Below are 17,227 nucleotides of genomic sequence, written 5' to 3' on the forward strand. Positions count from 1 at the left end.
GTATCTGCGTCAGGTTTGGGGTGTGTCACCCTCTTGCGGATCAGTCACCCCAAATTCGCTCCAGCCATGTCCCGTTATGCGCCGAATGGGTGCCCGTGCGCCCCTGCGGGGACGCCACAGGCCGATGTGCTGGCCGCGAACGGCGCGGGACTCCGTACGTCGCCCAGCGCTCGTCGGCGCCACAACGCCGGGTGACGGCCCCCGGGAGCTGAGCCATTATCTGTCGGCTGTCGCCGCATCTGCCACAGCCGTTGCACAGGGGGAAGGGAATTCTCATGCCGAGCCGATGGCGCCGATGGCGCCGCTCGCCCGCGCGCCGACCGGTCGCGGCCGTCGCCGCCGCCGTCATCGCAGCGTCCGGCCTCACGGTCGTCGCTCTGAGCGCTGGCGAAGAAGACCTGCCACGGCGCCCTGCCGACGCCCGCCAGGCGGCGCCTCTGACGGAGACCACCGCCGCCGCCCGCGCCAAGAAGACCGGCAAGGCCGTCGAGGCGACCGCTCTGCGCACGGCGTACGCGACGACCTGGGCGCGCCCGGACGGACTGCTCCAGCGCCGGATCCACGCGAGCCCGATCCGGGCCAAGGTGAACGGGGCCTGGCAGGCCATCGGCACGGATCTGCGCAGGGTGAACGACGGTTGGGCGCCCAAGGCGACCAACGTGGGCATGATCTTCTCGGGCGGCGCGGGCAAGCCATCGAGCCCAAAGGGCGCCCAGGGCGCTTCGTACGTCCACGGGGCCACAAGCTCAGCCGCCAGTGCGGGTGAGCCCGCCGACCAGCACGCCAACCGCTCCACTCCCCACCAGGTCCCCCTGCTCGGCAGCGCCAAGAACGCTTCCATCACGAGTGCCGCCGCTACGGCCGCCGCGAACCCGCTGGTAACGCTCTCCGTGGACGGTCATGACATCATGCTGACCTGGCCGGACGCCGTGCCGACCCCCGTCATTGACGGGCCGCGCGCACTGTACTCGGAGATCCTGCCCGGCGCCGACCTGGTCCTGACGGCGGCCGACGACGGGTTCGCACAACTCCTGGTCGTCAAGAACCGTCAGGCCGCAACCGATCCGCGCGTGGCACGTCTGGCATACGGCCTCAGCTCCCCCGACCTGAACTTCGCGCTCGACCCGGTCACCGGCATCGTCTCGGCCACCGACACGAACGGTGCCGACATAGCGGAGGCGCCGACCCCGCTCATGTGGGACAGCGCCGGCACTCCGGCCCTCACCGACGGCCAAGCGGGCAGCAGCGCCTCACCGACCGTCCCCGAAGTCATCCCTTCCGAGCCGACCGTCACTGACAGGCCGGAGGACGATCCGTCCGAGTCGCCCGAGCCGACCGACGAGATGGCCGACACCGATCAGGAGGACCTCACCCCCGAGACGCTGCCCGCGGCGACCGACGAGGCAGCCGATCCGTCGGTCGTCGCCGAGATGGAGGGCACCTCACCGCCCGTACCGCCGGAGCCAAGCCCGCTGCCCTCCCGGACCGGCGCCGCCGCCACGCTCTCGCTGTCCGGTGTCAACGGCCCGCAGCCCGACTCCCACGGCTCTCTCGTAGACGTCGACCTGGACGCTGGGCTCTGGGTGTTCAGCCCGGACCAGGCGTTCCTCGCCGACCCGGAGACCGTGTACCCCGTCTTCGTCGACCCCTCGGTCAAGAAGCACACCAACGACTGGACGACCGCCTACAGCCGCCACCCCACCGCTACCTTCTACAACGGCAAGAACTTCAACCGGGGCGGGACCGATGAGGCACGCGTCGGCTTCGAGTCGGACACCTGGGGCACCTCACGGTCCTTCTTCAGCATCGACTGGGACCCGGACCTCAAGGGCTCCACGGTGTACAGCGCCAAGCTGCGCGCCCTGGAAACGTACTCCTGGTCGTGCAGCGCCCGCGCCATGACCGTCCATCTCACCGGGCCGATCAGTTCGAAGACGAACTGGAAGAACGCCCCGGCGATGAACAGCGGCAACAAGATCGGCGGCGGCAGCTTCGCGCACGGCTGGAAGTCGAATTCGTGTCCGGACGAATACGTCGCCTTCGACGTCAAGGCGAGCGCGGTGAAGGCCGTCGCGGGCGGCTGGAAGACGATGACGATCGGGATGCGCGCCTCCGACGAGAACTCCCAGTACTCGTGGAAGAAGTTCCAGGCCAACGGCGGCAACGACCCGTACGTCGACTTGTCGTACAACCGGCCGCCCGCTCCCCCGAGCAGCCTCGACCTCGACCCGGACCTGAGCTGTGACACCACATCGCCGTACATCAACGTCGGGGCATCCTCGCTGACCTTCTGGGCCAACAGCTCCGACAAGGACGGCAACCTCGCCTCCGTGAACTTCGAGATGTGGCCGACGAACGGCAGCACGGCCAACCTGCTCGGCAGCAAGGGCAAGGTGTCGGTCGGCAGCCAGAACAGTTCCGCGCGTGTGCACACCGATCCGTTCTCGACGGGCAGCACCGGTCTGAAGTTGGTCAACGGCACGACGTACTCGTGGCGTGCCAAGGCTGTCGACAAGTACGGTGCCACCTCTGCCTACTCGCACAGCAAGATCCCGTGCCGCTTCGTGTACGACACCTCGAAGCCGTCGCCGCCGCTCGCGTCCTCGACGCAGTTCCCGGACGCCGACGCCGCCGACAACGGTTTCGGGAACGACCCCGAGGACTCGAAGTGGAGCACGGTCGCTTTCGGAACGGCAGGCACCTTCGTCTTCCGAGCCCGGCAGACGGACGTGGTCCGCTACGAGTACGGTTTCAACCAGGCGTCGTACCCCTTCTCGGCCAACCGCGCCAACGGTGCGGCGACCACCACGACGACCTCCGTGTCGAACGTGAAGCCGCCGCTCGCCGGACCGAACGTGCTGTACGTGCGTGCGGTGGACGGCGCCGGGAACGTGTCTCAGCCGCTCAAGTACTTCTTCTACGTGACCCCAAGAGACAAGGCCGACGCGCCGGGCGACTTCACCGGTGACCGGCGGCCCGACCTGATGGTGGTCGACGCCAACGGCAATCTGCGCCTCTACCCGTCCGAGTCCACGACGGACCTGACCAAGGGCACCGGGGACCTCGACTACTCCATGTCGGGCGCCTATCGAGGCAACCCCGCCAAGGACCCCAACGGCAACGACGGCCTTCCCTCCTACGCCGCCGCACCCTCCGGGTACTGGAAGAACACCCTGATCACCCACCTCGGCGACTTCTACGGCGGTGACGGGCTCCAGGATCTCGTGGCCGTCCGTGAGAACACGCTGTGGGTCTATCCGGGCGACGGCTACGGCGCCGTCAACATCGACAAGCGCCAGCGGATGCTGCTGCCGTCGAACGCGCCCGCCCCTTCCACGATCACCCAGATCGTGGCCGCCGGGGATGCCACCGGGGACGGGAAGACCGACTTCTTCCTCACCGTCGGCGACGCGATCTGGGCCTTCACCGGCTACAACGGCGCGAGCATCGAGCAGGCCGTCCAGCTCTCCAGCTCGCCGTGGACTGAGCGTGACATCGTCACCGTCCAGGACGTCACCGGCGATGGCATCACCGACCTGATCTACCGCACAGACGTTTCCAGCCGACTCCTGCTACGCACCGGCAAGCGGGCTGTTTCGGGCACCGGGGTCGACCTCAACTCCCTCGCGGCGGCCGTCAACTCCGCAGGCGGGGCGGACGACCAGTACGGTGCCGCCGGATGGGGCAGCAGCAGCATCCGCTTCCTGTTCGGCACACCCGACGCCAACGGCGACAACATCCCGGACATCTGGACGGTCCGCACCGACGGCGCGGTCCGGTTCTACACCGGCTCCCGTAGTGAGCTGGCCGGCTCCGGCACGGAGATCGTAAGCAAGAGCGGAGACGCCTGGATCAACAAGATGGCCATCGGCTGAGCCCTCGACCAGTGAACGGCTCCGCATCCGACTTGATGCGGAGCCGTTGTACGTCTCGGCTCTGGAGGAGGAACAGTGACCGCGTTCTACCCGAGCATCGGCGAGGCCATCGGCGCCGCGATGCAGCACAACATCCGGCTTGCCCACGGCGGCGAGGCGTCCCGCTCCGACACGCCCCTGCAGGTCCGATACCTGCCCACTCGTACTCCGTCCCGGGCATGATCGCACGGCTCACCGAGACAGCAACTCCCCATGAGGTCGCCGGAATCATCGAGGAGGTCAACGGAGCCCTGGTCGGGGCCCTCCCACAGCTGACCGGACTCGTCGCCGCAGCAGCCGACTGGCCTGGATCCAGGGTGCATTGAGACCATCATTGAGACCGCAGCGCCACGGCGGTCACCCGGAAAGGATCTTGCCCCGATTGGCCCGAATTCCAAGGTCAACCAAAACAAGAAACCCCAGGTCATAGGCATAACCTGGGGTTCACCACAGAGCCGCCTTCGGGATTCGAACCCGAGACCTACGCATTACGAGTGCGTTGCTCTGGCCATCTGAGCTAAGGCGGCACGCCGTCCGCACTATGGTGCGATCGGCAACGTCGGTAAGTCTACACAGTTTCCGGGGGTGCTCCGCACCGCCCCCGGAGGGGGTCGTTCCGGGGGCGGGGGTGGGGCTATGAGCAGCGCTTCTTCGGTGCCGGGGGTGTGCCGTCGAGGAGGTAGGCGTCGATCGCGGAGTCGATGCACCGGCTGCCGCGGCCGTACGCGGTGTGGCCGTCGCCGACGTAGGTGAGGAGGCGGGCGGAGGTGAGCTGGCGGGCGAGGGACTGGGCCCAGCGGTAGGGGGTGGCGGGGTCGCGGGTGGTGCCGACGACGACGATCGGGGCGGCGCCCTTCGCCGTGATGCGGTGCGGCCGGCCCGTGGGCCTCACCGGCCAGTACGCGCAGTTCAGGGAGGCCCAGGCGAGGCCCTCGCCGAAGACCGGGGAGGCCTTCTCGAAGGACGGCAGGGTCTGTTCCACCTGCTCGGGGGTGCCGAAGGCGGCCGGGAGGTCGAGGCAGTTCACGGCCGCGTTGGCGGACATCAGGTTCGTGTACCGGCCGTCGGGGTCGCGCTGGTAGTAGGTGTCGGACAGGGCGAGCAGACCGGCCCCGTCCCGGTCCTCGATCGCCGCGGTCAGCGCGGCACGCAGTTGCTCCCAGCTGCTCTCGTCGTACATCGCCGCGATCACCCCGGTCGTGGCGAGCGCCTCGCCGAGCTCGCGGCCGTCGGGGTCGCCGGTGGGGAGGGGGCGCCGGTCCAGCGCGCCGAAGAACGACTTCAGGCGCGGCCCGATCTCGCTCTCCCTGCCGCCGAGGGGGCAGTCCCGCCGCCGTGCGCAGTCCTTCGCGAAGGACCGGAACGCCGTCTCGAAGCCCGCCGTCTGCTCCAGGTTCAGCTCGCGGGCGGACAGCGACGGGTCCAGCGCGCCGTCCAGGACCAGCCGCCCCACCCGGTCCGGGAACAGCCCCGCGTACGTCGCCCCGAGGAACGTCCCGTACGACGCCCCCACATACGTCAGCCGCCGGTCCCCCAGCACCGACCGCAGGATGTCCATGTCACGGGCCGCCTCGACGGTGGATACATGGCGGAGCAGCCGGGCCGCGTGCGCGCCGCAGCCCTCCGCGAACCCCCGGTACGCGTCGACGAGCCCGTCCGTCTCCCGCCGGTCGTCGGGGGTCGTGTCGGTCTGCGTGTACGCGTCCATCCGCCGCCCGTCGAGGCATTCCACGGGCTCGCTGCGGGCCACACCGCGCGGGTCGACGGCGACCAGGTCGTACCGGGCGCGGAGTGGGGCCGGGTAGCCGACGCCGGCGTACGACTGGACGTAGCCGACCGCCGAGCCGCCGGGTCCGCCCGGGTTCACCAGGAGCGACCCGAGCCGCTTGCCGGGGCCGGTCGCCTTCTTGCGGGACACGGCGAGCCGGACGTCCCCCGCGTCCGGGTGGGCGTAGTCCAGCGGCGCCCTCATCGTGGCGCACTGGAAGCCGGGGGTGCCGCAGGACCGCCAGGACAGCTTCTGCCCGTAGTACGGCCCCAGCGCCGACGGGGTCGCCTTCGGCAGCGCCGCCAGTTCCGCCCGCGCCGCGGAGCCGGCGGTGGTCGTCGCACCGCCGGAGGAACAGGCGGAGACGGCCAGCAGCGCGGCGAGGGGGAGGGACAGGGCGCGGAGGGCGACGCCGGTGCGGGTCCTGCGGGGCTTCGGAGACCTGCGGGGAACGCTCCTGATGTGCATCCAGCGAGCCTAACTCTGCGCTACCGGGCGAGTGCCGTACGTGCGCGATCGGCCACGGACGAGCGACACCGTCAACCCCCGACCGACGTTCACCCGCGTCCCGGCACCCCCGCCGGGGTCAGCCCGCTCTCAGCGCCATCGTCATCGCCTCCACCGCCAGCAGCGGCGCCACATTGCGGTCGAGGGCCTCTCTGCACGCACCGATGGCCTCGATACGGCGCAGGGTGGACTCGGGGGTGCTGCCGCGGGCGAGTCGCTCCAGGGTGTCCTCGGCGTCCTCGTTGGCGATCGCGATACGGGAGCCGAGCTGGAGCGCCAGGACGTCGCGGTAGAAGGCGGTGAGATCGGTCAGCGCCAGGTCGAGACTGTCGCGCTGGGTACGTGTGCGCCGGCGCTTCTGCTTGTCCTCCAGGTCCTTCATCACGCCCGCCGTACCGCGCGGCATCCGGCCGCCCTGGGCCGCGCCCAGCGCCGCCTTCAGCTCCTCGGTCTCCTTGCCGTCCCGCTCCTCGGCGAGCACCTTGGCGTCCTCAGCCGCCGCGTCCACCAGCTCCTGGGCGGCCTTCAGACAACCCCCGACGTCCTCGATCCGCAGCGGCAGCTTCAGCACCGACGCGCGGCGCTCACGGGCGGCCGGATCGGTGGCCAGCCGACGGGCCCGGTCCACGTGCCCCTGGGTGGCGCGGGCGGCCGCGGCCGCCACGGCGGGCTCGATGCCCTCGCGCCGTACGAGCATGTCGGAGACCGCGTCCACGGACGGTGTGCGCAGGTTCAGGTGGCGGCAGCGGGAGCGAATGGTGGGCAGCACGTCCTCCAGGGACGGCGCGCACAGCAGCCAGACCGTACGGGGGGCGGGCTCCTCGACCGCCTTCAGGACGGCGTTCGCGGACTTCTCGTTCAGCCGCTCGGCGTCCTCGACGAGGATGACCTGCCAGCGGCCGGTGGCCGGTGAGGTGTACGACTTGCGGACCGTGTCCCGCATGTCCTCGGCGAGGATCTGGGTGCCGACGGCGGCGACGGTGGCGACATCGGCGTGGGTGCCGATCAGCGCCGTATGACAGCCGTCGCAGAAGCCGCAGCCAGGGGCGCCGCCGAGCGCGCGGTCGGGGCTCACGCACTGCAGCGCGGCGGCGAACGCCCGCGCCACCTGGGTCCGGCCGGCCCCGGGCGGCCCCGTGAACAGCCAGGCGTGGGTCATCTTCGACGCCTCGGGCGGCGGGGTGCGGGAGACGGCCGCGGTGACGAGCGCGTCGGCGTCCCGGGCGGCAGCGGTCAGCTGCTCGCTCACCTTCTCCTGCCCGACGAGGTCGTCCCACACGCTCATGGGTCACGCCACCCTTCCGTCACATTCCGCTACCGGTCTCCATTGTGCGGGCGCCCACTGACAATCGGGGCCACGGGCAATCGGAGCCACGGACAATCGCAGCCACAGCCAATCGGTGCCACGGGCAATCGCGGCCACAGCCAATCGGCGCCACGGACAATCGGTGCCACGGACAACGGGGGCCACCGGCCGAAACGGCCAGGTGACCCCCGTGACGCTCACGCACTCGTGCGCCCTCGTGCCGTTCAGCGTCGCCGGCCCCGCCCCCGGCCGCCGCCCTGCTCCTCGTCGAAGCCGTCGTCGTCCCGGTGCGGTCCCAGCAGTTCGTCCGCGAGGGACGGCAGGTCGTCCAGCGGTGTCTCCTCGGCCCAGTCCGGCCGGGGCCGCTGCCGGGGCGCACCCTCCTCGTCGACCTGGGGCAGCTCGCGCGTCCGTCCCTCGGAGCCGTCGGGCCCGGCGCCCTCCCGCTCGTCGCGGAAGAACCCCGGCGGCATCCGGTCCGCGGGAGCGTCCTGTCGTACCGGAGGCAGTACGGCCGTCTCGTCCGCCGCGCCCCGGTCGTCGCGCACCGGCGGCAGCACCGCGGTCTCGTCCGCGGCCCCGGGGGCGGCGACGGGCGGCAGTACGGCCGTCTCGTCGGCAGCGCCCGCGGGCGGGGCCGACGGCTGGGGCAGCTCGGCCGTCACCTCGGCGTCGGAACCGTTCCCGGCCGACCGCGAGGGCTCCGGGTCCTTGTCCATCCGTACACGGGGCAGCGGGGTGGTGTCCTCCACCGGCCTCTGTGCGACCGGCTTCTTGTCCATCACCGGCTTCTTGTCCATCGGCACCCGGGGCAGGACCCTCGTCTCCTCCACCGGCCCCGCCGAGGCGTTCGGTGTGACCACCGGCGTCGGCACGGTCACCGCCTCCGCAGCCGCGGGAGCCGCTGGGGCGTTCGGCCGCTTGGCCCGGGGGCCGACCTGGGCCGCCGCGGCGGCCTGCTCCGCCGCTCGCCGCGCCTCCTCGGCCCGCAGCAGCGCCTCCTCGGCCTTGCGCTGCTTCTCCAGACGCGCCGCCTCGGCCTTGCGCTGCTCCTCCTGGCGGGCCGCCTCGGCCTCGGCGCGCCGCCGGGCCTCCTCCTCGGCCAGCTTGCGCTGCCGCTCCTCCTCGACCCTGCGCCGCTCCTCCTCGACCTTGCGGCGGGCCTCGGCCTCGGCGCGGGCCTTCTCCTCGGCGAGGAGCCGCTGCCGCTCCTCCTCCGCACGCCTGCGTGCCTCCTCGGCGCGCAGCCGGGCCTCCTCGGCCTGCCGCTCGGCCTCGCGGCGCTGCGCCTCCTCCAGCTCGCGCCGCTTGCGCTCTTCCTCCTCGGCGCGCAGCTTGGCGAGCTGCTCCTGGCGCTCCCGCTCCAGGCGCTCCTCCTCGGCCTTGCGGGCGGCCTCTTCCTCGGCCTTGCGGCGGGCCTCCTCCTCGGCCTTCCTGCGCGCCTCCTCCTGGGCCTTGATCTCGGCCTCGGACAGCGGCAGCATCCGGTCGAGCCGGTGGCGTACGACGGTGGTGACGGCCTCGGGCTCCTGGCCCGCGTCGACCACCAGGTAGCGGCCGGGGTCGGCGGCGGCCAGGGTGAGGAAGCCGGAGCGCACGCGCGTGTGGAACTCGGCGGGCTCCGACTCCAGCCGGTCGGGCGCCTCCGTGAAGCGTTCGCGGGCGGTCTCCGGGGAGACGTCCAGCAGCACCGTCAGATGCGGCACCAGGCCGTTCGTCGCCCAGCGCGAGATACGGGCGATCTCGGTCGGGGACAGATCGCGGCCGGCGCCCTGGTAGGCGACGGACGAGTCGATGTACCGGTCGCTGATGACGACGGCGCCGCGCTCCAGGGCGGGCCGGACGACGGTGTCGACGTGCTCCGCGCGGTCCGCCGCGTACAGCAGTGCCTCCGCGCGGTGCGACAGGCCGGCGCTCGACACGTCGAGCAGGATCGAGCGCAGCCGCTTGCCGACCGGTGTGGCGCCCGGCTCGCGGGTGAGGACGACCTCGTGGCCCTTGGCCCTGATCCACTCGGCGAGCGCCTCGGCCTGGGTGGACTTGCCGGCGCCGTCGCCGCCCTCCAGGGCGATGAAGAAGCCGTTCGCGGCCGGTGCCACGGCCGGGTCGTCGCCGCCGAGCAGCGCGTCCCGCAGATCGAGACGCAGCGGGACACCGGAGCGGTCGTCGACCTTGGCCAGCACCAGCACGGCCACCGGCAGCAGCAGGGCGCCGACCAGCATCAGCGTGAACGCGGCGCCGCCGTGCGCGAACACGAACCTGCCGTTCTCCAGCCGGTGCGGTCCGATCAGCGCCGCGAGCAGCGGGGCGCCCACCGCGGCGAGCGCCACGCAGACCCGCACCACCGCGTGCAGATGTTCCGTCGTGCGGGTACGGCGGCTGTCCTCGGTCTCCTGGTCCAGCAGCGCGTGCCCGGTGTTCGCCGAGACGCCCGCGGCGACTCCGGCCAGACCCGTGATCAGCAGCACGCTGGTGACGTCGGGGATCAGCCCGGCGGCCAGCAGGGCCACGCCGGTGACGGCGATGGCCAGCGCGAGCAGCCGACGCCGCGACAGCGCCACCAGCACCTTCGGTGCCGTACGGATGCCGACGGCGACTCCGCCGGTCAGGGCGAGCACCAGCAGTCCGTAGAGCACGGGGCCGCCGCCCAGGTCCTTGGCGTGCAGCACCGCGACGGCCGCCGCGGCGGCGACCGCGCCGGCGACGGCCGCGCAGGCGAGGACCAGCAGCGGGATCACGCCCGTGCGGCCCTTGTCGACGCCCGCCGCCGTCTTCGGCCGGCGCAGCCCCTCCAGCGGGGACCGCGCGCGCGGGGTGCGCACCGAGGGCAGTTCCAGGAAGACCACGACCGACAGGGACCCGGCGAAGAGCCCCCCGGCGACATAGGAGGCGAGGGCCGCCTGGTGCTGGGCGAACCACTCGATCCCGACGCCCAGAAGATTGTTGACCAATGCTGCGACGATCAGGGTGGCGGCGCCCAGCGGGATCGCCAGGAAGCCCGTGCGCAGCGACAGCCGGCGCAGGGCGTCCAGGTGGTCCGGCAGCGGCCGGACCGTCGCGCCCTCGAGCGGCGGGGCGGGCAGCAGGGCGGGGGCCGCGCTCTCCCGGGCGACCGTCCAGAAGCGCTCGGCGACACCGGTGACGAACGCGGTGACGAGCAGGAGGGCCAGCGCGTCGTCCGGCGTCCAGTCGATCCACAGCGGCGCGACGAGCAGCAGCGCGGCGCGCAGCCCGTCCGCGCCGACCATGGTCCAGCGGCGGTCGAGCGGACCTTCCGGTGAGGTGAGCGAGGTCAGCGGGCCCAGGAGGACGGCGCCGAAGAGCAGGGTGGCCAGAATGCGCACCGCGAACACGGTCGCCACTGCGAACGCCACGCCCCGGTAGCCGCCCCCGAACGAGCCCTCGGCGATGGCCGCCTGGAGGACGAGGAGGACGAACACCAGGAGTGCGAGCGCGTCGGCGACACCGCCCACCAACTGCGCGCTCCACAGCCGCTTCAGCTGGGGCTCACGCAACAGGGCGCGTACGGCGCGCTCGCGGGAGTCCGCCACCAGGGCGTCGTCCGGTGCCGGGGGGAGGGCCGTTGGCTGCTCGGCTCGCGTCATGCTTTCAGCCTATCGGCAGCGACTGACACCCCGGGGCGTCTGCCCTGGTGTACGACCGCCCCGACACCAAAGTGATGCCGGGGCGTTCGCTTCGTGAAGCCACTGTGGGGAAACCGTGGCCGGACCCGACCTGTTCGACCGTGCCACCGTCCGGCCGACCGAACGACGGGAGGCCGAACCGCCGAGCCGAGCGACCGACGGACGATCCGACGGGCCGACGGGCCGACGGGCCGACGGGCCGACGGGCCGACGGGCGATCCGACGGGCCGTCAGCCGGTTCAGTCCTCCGACGTCGTCTCCGAAGCCGGACCCGAAGCGGTCCGCGAGGCCGTGCGCGAGGCCGTCGTCTTCTTCGCGGCCGTCGTCTTCTTGGCCGCCGCAGCCGTCGTGGTCGTCTTCGCCGCGGTCTTCTTGGCGGCCGTCTTCTTCGCCGGAGCCGCCTTCTTGGCCGCGGTCGTGGTCTTCTTCGCGGGCGCCTTCTTCGCCGTCTTCTTGGCGGGGCTCTTGGCCCGCTTCTCGGCGAGCAGCTCGAAGCCGCGCTCTGGGGTGATCTCCTCGACGCTGTCGCCGGAGCGCAGGGTCGCGTTGGTCTCCCCGTCGGTGACGTACGCCCCGAAGCGGCCGTCCTTGATGACGACCGGCTTCTTGCTGACCGGGTCCTCGCCGAGCTCCTTCAGCGGCGGCTTGGCGGCGGCCCGGCCACGCTGCTTGGGCTGGGCGTAGATCGCCAGCGCCTCTTCGAGGGTGATCGTGAAGAGCTGGTCCTCGGTCTGCAGCGACCGCGAGTCCGTGCCCTTCTTCAGGTACGGCCCGTAGCGCCCGTTCTGCGCGGTGATCTCCTGGCCCTCGGCGTCCGCGCCGACGACCCGCGGCAGGGACATCAGCTTGAGGGCGTCGTCCAGGGTGACCGTGTCCAGGGACATCGACTTGAACAGCGAGGCCGTACGAGGCTTGACGGCGTTCTTGCCGGTCTTCGGGGTGCCCTCGGGGAGCACCTCGGTGACGTACGGGCCGTAGCGGCCGGCCTTGGCGACGATCGGGTGGCCCGTCTCCGGGTCGGCGCCGAGCTCGAAGTCGCCGCTCGGCTTGGCGAGCAGTTCCTCGGCCAGCTCGACGGAGAGCTCGTCGGGCGCGAGGTCCTCGGGGATGTCGGCGCGCTGGTGGCCCTCCGCGTCCTTCTCCCCGCGCTCGATGTACGGCCCGAAACGGCCGACCCGCAGGACGATGCCGTTGCCCACGGGGAACGACGACACCTCGCGCGCGTCGATGGCGCCCAGGTCGGTGACGAGCTCCTTGAGGCCGCCGAGGTGGTCCCCGTCGCCGTTGCCCGCGTCGGCTGCGCCGCCCTCGCCACCGCCCTCGCCGAAGTAGAACCGCTTCAGCCACGGCACGGACTGGGCCTCACCGCGCGCGATGCGGTCGAGGTCGTCCTCCATCTTCGCGGTGAAGTCGTAGTCGACGAGCCGGCCGAAGTGCTTCTCGAGGAGGTTGACCACGGCGAAGGACAGGAAGGACGGGACGAGTGCCGTGCCCTTCTTGAACACATAGCCGCGGTCGAGGATCGTGCCGATGATCGACGCGTACGTCGACGGGCGGCCGATCTCGCGCTCTTCGAGCTCCTTGACCAGGCTGGCCTCGGTGTAGCGGGCCGGGGGCTTGGTGGCGTGCCCGTCGACCGTGATCTCCTCGGCGCTCAGCGGGTCGCCCTCGGCGGCCTGGGGCAGCCGGCGCTCGCGGTCGTCCAGCTCGGCGTTCGGGTCGTCGGCGCCCTCGACGTAGGCCTTCAGGAAGCCGTGGAAGGTGATCGTCTTGCCGGAGGCGCTGAACTCGACGTCCCGGCCGTCGGCGGCGGTGCCGCCGATCCGCACGGTCACGCTGTTGCCGGTCGCGTCCTTCATCTGGGAGGCGACGGTCCGCTTCCAGATCAATTCGTAGAGCTTGAACTGGTCGCCGGTCAGCCCCGTCTCGGCGGGGGTGCGGAAACGATCACCCGAGGGGCGGATCGCCTCGTGCGCCTCCTGCGCGTTCTTGACCTTCCCGGCATACGTGCGCGGCTGGGCCGGCAGGTAGTCGGCCCCGTACAGCTGGGTGACCTGGGCGCGGGCGGCGCCCACGGCGGTGTCGCTCAGCGTCGTGGAGTCCGTACGCATGTACGTGATGTAGCCGTTCTCGTACAGCTTCTGCGCGACCTGCATGGTGGCCTTGGCGCCGAAGCCGAGCTTGCGGCTGGCCTCCTGCTGCAGCGTCGTCGTACGGAACGGGGCGTACGGCGAGCGGCGGTACGGCTTGGACTCGACGGACCGGACGGAGAACCGGGTGTTCTCCAGGGCGGCGGCGAGCGCGCGGGCGTTCGCCTCGTCGAGGTGGAGGGTGTTCTCGCTCTTGATCCGGCCGAGGGAGTCGAAGTCACGGCCCTGCGCGACGCGCCGGCCCTCGACGGTCTGCAGCCGCGCGACCAGCGACGACGGGTCCGACGGGTCTCCCGCGCGGCCGGTGCCGAAGGTGCCCGTCAGGTCCCAGTACTCGGCGGAGCGGAACGCGATGCGCTCGCGCTCCCGCTGGACGACGAGCCGGGTCGCGACGGACTGGACACGGCCGGCCGACAGACGCGGCATGACCTTCTTCCACAGGACCGGCGAGACCTCGTAGCCGTAGAGGCGGTCGAGGATGCGGCGGGTCTCCTGGGCGTCGACGAGCTTCTGGTTGAGCTGGCGCGGGTTGGCGACGGCGGCCCGGATCGCGTCCTTGGTGATCTCGTGGAAGACCATCCGCTTGACGGGGATCTTCGGCTTGAGGACCTCCTGGAGGTGCCAGGCGATCGCCTCGCCCTCCCGGTCCTCATCGGTGGCGAGGAAGAGCTCGTCGGACTCCTTGAGCAGGTCCTTGAGCTTCTTGACCTGGGCCCGCTTGTCGGCGTTCACCACATAGATGGGCTGGAAGTCGTGCTCGACGTCCACGCCGAGGCGGCGGACCTCGCCGGTGTACGACTCCGGCACCTCCGCGGCGCCGTTCGGAAGGTCGCGGATGTGCCCGACGCTGGCCTCGACGATGTAACCGGGGCCGAGGTAACCCTTGATCGTCTTCGCCTTGGCAGGCGACTCGACGATGACGAGTCGGCGGCCGCCCTTCGCGGTCTCGCTGGTCGGGGACAACTTCGCTCTTCTCTCCGGTCGACGTTGGGGCCTCCCCAGGCATTGCTCCCGGGGTCGGGTCATGGTGACGCTGCGGAGTGTGACGGTACATCCCGCCCCCGTGTCAAACGGGAAAAGCCCGCAACGGCCACTCGAACGGTAACCCGACTACCGCCATTCCTGCCGCCCGGAGTGCCGACCGGTCCTTTTCCGCCGGAGCGGAACCCGTCCTCTCCTTTACCGGCGTGACCCTGTTTACGCGGCTCAAACGGGGGTCGGGGCAGGATCCTCGGCATCGGTTCCGGAGGGGGATTCAGAGGCGGGTGAAGCACCACGTTCCGACGGCCAGCGCGACGAGCGCGACGAGGGTCGCGAGGGTCGCCGATGCGACGGGGCTCACACCCTGGGCGACGGGCTCGCGATGCCGTACCCGGACCGCGGTCCACACCAGCAGTGCGCCTCCGAACAGGGCGAACACCATCCCCGCGAAGATCGCCGGCCCGCTCTCCATGATCGCCCCGCCCCTTTTCTCCCACCCGCGCGTACCTCGCCCTGGGGAGGTTGACACGCGCGGGCGGCGCCCGGGCGAACCCGAGGTGAACGAGAGGTCTCCGGGCGGGGGCGACGGGCCGCCGACCGGGCACGCGGCCGGCCGTGCCGACCACCTCCCCGGTCACCGGGGAAAGGCGTCCTGGACTGCGACGGGCCTCACACCGCACCCGGCACGGGTATTTTTCCGGTCGTCTTCGCGTTGTCGGCCCGGCCCACCGTGCAGACGATCTTGGTGAATCCGTCCTTCCAGTCGTCCTCGTCGGTCACCCAGCCGAACACCTTGCGCTCGGCACCGGGCGCCCAGGCCGACTCGAATGTGTTGCCGCAGAGCTTGGTCGCGTTGTCGAGGCCGTTCTTGTAGCTCATTCTGTCGGGAGCCTGAACGGTCCCGATCACTTGGTCGGTGTGGGGTTTGGCGCAATCCGTGAGGAGCGACTTGTAGCCCTCTTCGAGGTCCTCGTAGATCCAGCAGTCGCCGACGCTCATCTGTCCGACCCACAGGTCGACACCGGCGTCCCGGAACCGGCCCACCTCCCCGCCGATCGCCACATGGCGGCCGAGTACGAGACATGGCGTACCGCTCTCGGCCGCCCCGAAGCCGTCCCGCGTCGGCACGACCGCGTATCCGCCGGCGTCCGGCAGGGCGTCGACGACCGGCTTGCTCCGGGCGGCGCACCGCGCGGCGCCCCGCGCCTTTGCATCGGCGTAGTCCGTCGCCGTGTCGACCGCCACGACCTGCCCGTCCGGCCAGTCGTCCGCGCAGTCCACGACCCCGAGGTTCGGCTCCGAACCGAACGGCGTCCCCGACCACACCGCCTTGACGCAGTCCCCCGTCTCCAGTGGCTCGGTGAGGCCGACGACATCGCCGTACGGCAGGACGGGCCCGGTCGGCGACTGCGACGGCGAGGCGCCGGACGACCTCGTGGTGCTCGCGCCCTTCCCGTCGCCCCCGTCCCCGTCCCCGTCGCCGGCCAGCAGCGCCGCCGCCCACGCCCCACCGGCGACCACGAGCACGACGGCCACGACGAGCGCGACGACGGTGAGCCGCTTCTTGCCCCCGGGTGGCGGGGGTCCGACGGCCGGACCGAAGCCGTAGGGCGGGAGCCCTCCCGGGGGCGGGGTGGGGTCGGCCGTCAGGGCGTAGGGGTTGCCGACGCCGGGAGACTGCGAACCGGCCGGCGGCCACCAGGGGCCGTAGGGGGCGGCGCCGGGGGTGTCACCGGGCGTGTGGGCGCCGAGGGGGACTCCGGGGGTGTGCGGGGTCGGTGCCGCTCCGGGGGTGTACGCGGGCGGGACTCCGGGAGTGTGCGGGGTCGGCGTCATTCCGGGGGTGTACGCGGGCGGGACTCCCGGGGTGTGCGGGGTCGGCGGCGTGCCCGGTCCTGCGACGGGCGGCGGGTAGGGGCCGTGGCCCGCGGCGGGCGGCGGGTAGGGGCCCTGGCCCGCGGCGGGCGGCGGGTAGGGGCCCTGGCCCGCGGCGGGCGGCGGGTAGGGGCCCTGGCCCGCGGGCGGGTTCTGCCCGGGAGGAGTCGCCTCCCCCAGGGCCCGTGCCACCTGCCCCAGAGCCCGGGCCGCCGCCTCCGGAGACGACCGGCGTACGGGGTCCTTGACGAGCAACCCGAGGATCACCGGGGCGAGTTGGCCGGCGCGGGCCGGTGGGGTGGGGTCCTCGCCGAGGAGGGCGGTGAGGGTGGCGTAGTCGCCGTGGCGGTCGAAGGGGCCGCGGCCCTCGACGGAGGCGTACAGCATGGCGCCGAGGGAGAACAGGTCGGCGGCCGGGGTCGGCGGCTCGCCCCGCGCGCGTTCCGGTGCGAGATAGCCCGGGGTGCCGAGGATGCCGGCGGTCGCGGTGAGCCGGGGTTCGCGGGACTCGGGCTGGAGCGCGATGCCGTAGTCGGTGAGCAGCACGCGCGCGTAGAAGTCCCCCGAAGCGTCCGGCGAGAGAAGGATGTTGGCCGGTTTCACATCCCGGTGGAGGATGCCGATGCGGTGTCCCGCGGTGAGCGCGTCGAGGACGGCGAGCCCGATCCGGGCCACCTGCGCGGGCGGGAGCGGCCCCGAACGCCGTACGACCGCCTGGAGGTCGACCGCGTCCGGGACGTACTCCATGACGATCCAGGGCAGTCCCTCGTGCACCACCACGTCGTGCACGGTCGCCACGTGCGGGTGCCCGCGCAGCCGCGCCGCGTGCCGGGCCTCGCTGCGGGCCCGCGCGATGCGTTGTGCGGGCTCGACGGCGTCCGGAGCCGAATCCGGGAGCGAGATCTCCTTCATCGCGACCTCGCAGGCCAACTCCTCGTCGTACGCCAGCCAGACGCGGCCCATGCCGCCCGCGCCCAGCGTGCGCCGCAGCCGGTACCGGCCGCCCACGATCCGGCCCGCACCCCGGTCCGGCGTCTCCCCCGCCATCGCGCCTCCCCCCGAGACAGCGCGCGTCTCCCCCG

Annotated in this window: 9 protein-coding genes and 1 tRNA gene; 3 read left to right on the forward strand and 7 right to left on the reverse strand. The window is 72.1% G+C overall.

The genetic code is table 11. The features are described from left to right. The first annotated feature begins 275 nt into the window (after positions 1 to 275). The 3 genes from ABZ464_RS40795 to ABZ464_RS40805 all read left to right on the forward strand — a co-directional run bounded on the left by ABZ464_RS40795 (position 276) and on the right by ABZ464_RS40805 (position 4,240). The gene (locus ABZ464_RS40795) at positions 276 to 3,875 is read left to right on the forward strand and encodes a DNRLRE domain-containing protein (protein ID WP_359286725.1); all 3,600 of its coding nucleotides are present in this window, start codon (positions 276 to 278) and stop codon (positions 3,873 to 3,875) included. Between the two features lie 75 nt (positions 3,876 to 3,950). Then, positions 3,951 to 4,097 carry a hypothetical protein gene (locus tag ABZ464_RS40800; protein WP_359286727.1) on the forward strand — a complete coding sequence of 49 codons (147 nt, stop codon included), beginning with the start codon at positions 3,951 to 3,953 and terminating at the stop codon, positions 4,095 to 4,097. Further along, a complete protein-coding gene (locus tag ABZ464_RS40805; protein ID WP_359286730.1) occupies positions 4,094 to 4,240 on the forward strand; it encodes a hypothetical protein in 147 nt (48 codons plus the stop codon). The genes ABZ464_RS40800 and ABZ464_RS40805 overlap by 4 nt, the downstream gene beginning before the upstream one ends. A 127-nt stretch (positions 4,241 to 4,367) precedes the next feature. Here the strand turns inward: ABZ464_RS40805 and ABZ464_RS40810 are convergent. The 7 genes from ABZ464_RS40810 to ABZ464_RS40840 all read right to left on the reverse strand — a co-directional run bounded on the left by ABZ464_RS40810 (position 4,368) and on the right by ABZ464_RS40840 (position 17,192). Beyond that, positions 4,368 to 4,441: transfer RNA gene (locus ABZ464_RS40810), tRNA-Thr, on the reverse strand. Positions 4,442 to 4,548: 107 nt separating this feature from the next. Next, positions 4,549 to 6,150 (reverse strand): alpha/beta hydrolase, encoded by a 1,602-nt coding sequence (locus tag ABZ464_RS40815; RefSeq protein WP_359286733.1) that lies wholly within the window; start codon positions 6,148 to 6,150, stop codon positions 4,549 to 4,551. Between the two features lie 118 nt (positions 6,151 to 6,268). Beyond that, positions 6,269 to 7,474, reverse strand: a complete 1,206-nt coding sequence (locus tag ABZ464_RS40820) for a DNA polymerase III subunit delta' (protein ID WP_359286734.1) — start codon at positions 7,472 to 7,474, stop codon at positions 6,269 to 6,271. Between the two features lie 245 nt (positions 7,475 to 7,719). Then, positions 7,720 to 11,100, reverse strand: coding sequence for a dTMP kinase (gene tmk / locus ABZ464_RS40825; protein ID WP_359286737.1), 3,381 nt, complete (start codon positions 11,098 to 11,100; stop codon positions 7,720 to 7,722). A 278-nt stretch (positions 11,101 to 11,378) separates the two neighbouring features. After that, positions 11,379 to 14,252 carry a type I DNA topoisomerase gene (topA, locus tag ABZ464_RS40830; protein ID WP_359286740.1) on the reverse strand — a complete coding sequence of 958 codons (2,874 nt, stop codon included), beginning with the start codon at positions 14,250 to 14,252 and terminating at the stop codon, positions 11,379 to 11,381. 292 nt (positions 14,253 to 14,544) lie between these two features. After that, complete coding sequence (locus ABZ464_RS40835; RefSeq protein ID WP_359286743.1) at positions 14,545 to 14,742, reverse strand: hypothetical protein; 198 nt, start codon at positions 14,740 to 14,742, stop codon at positions 14,545 to 14,547. A 197-nt stretch (positions 14,743 to 14,939) separates the two neighbouring features. Beyond that, positions 14,940 to 17,192: a protein kinase gene (locus ABZ464_RS40840; protein ID WP_359286746.1), complete on the reverse strand. Its 2,253-nt coding sequence runs from the start codon at positions 17,190 to 17,192 to the stop codon at positions 14,940 to 14,942. Positions 17,193 to 17,227 lie beyond the last annotated feature (35 nt).

The sequence above is a fragment of the Streptomyces sp. NPDC005820 genome, assembly GCF_040630255.1.
Classification (GTDB): Bacteria; Actinomycetota; Actinomycetes; order Streptomycetales; family Streptomycetaceae; genus Streptomyces.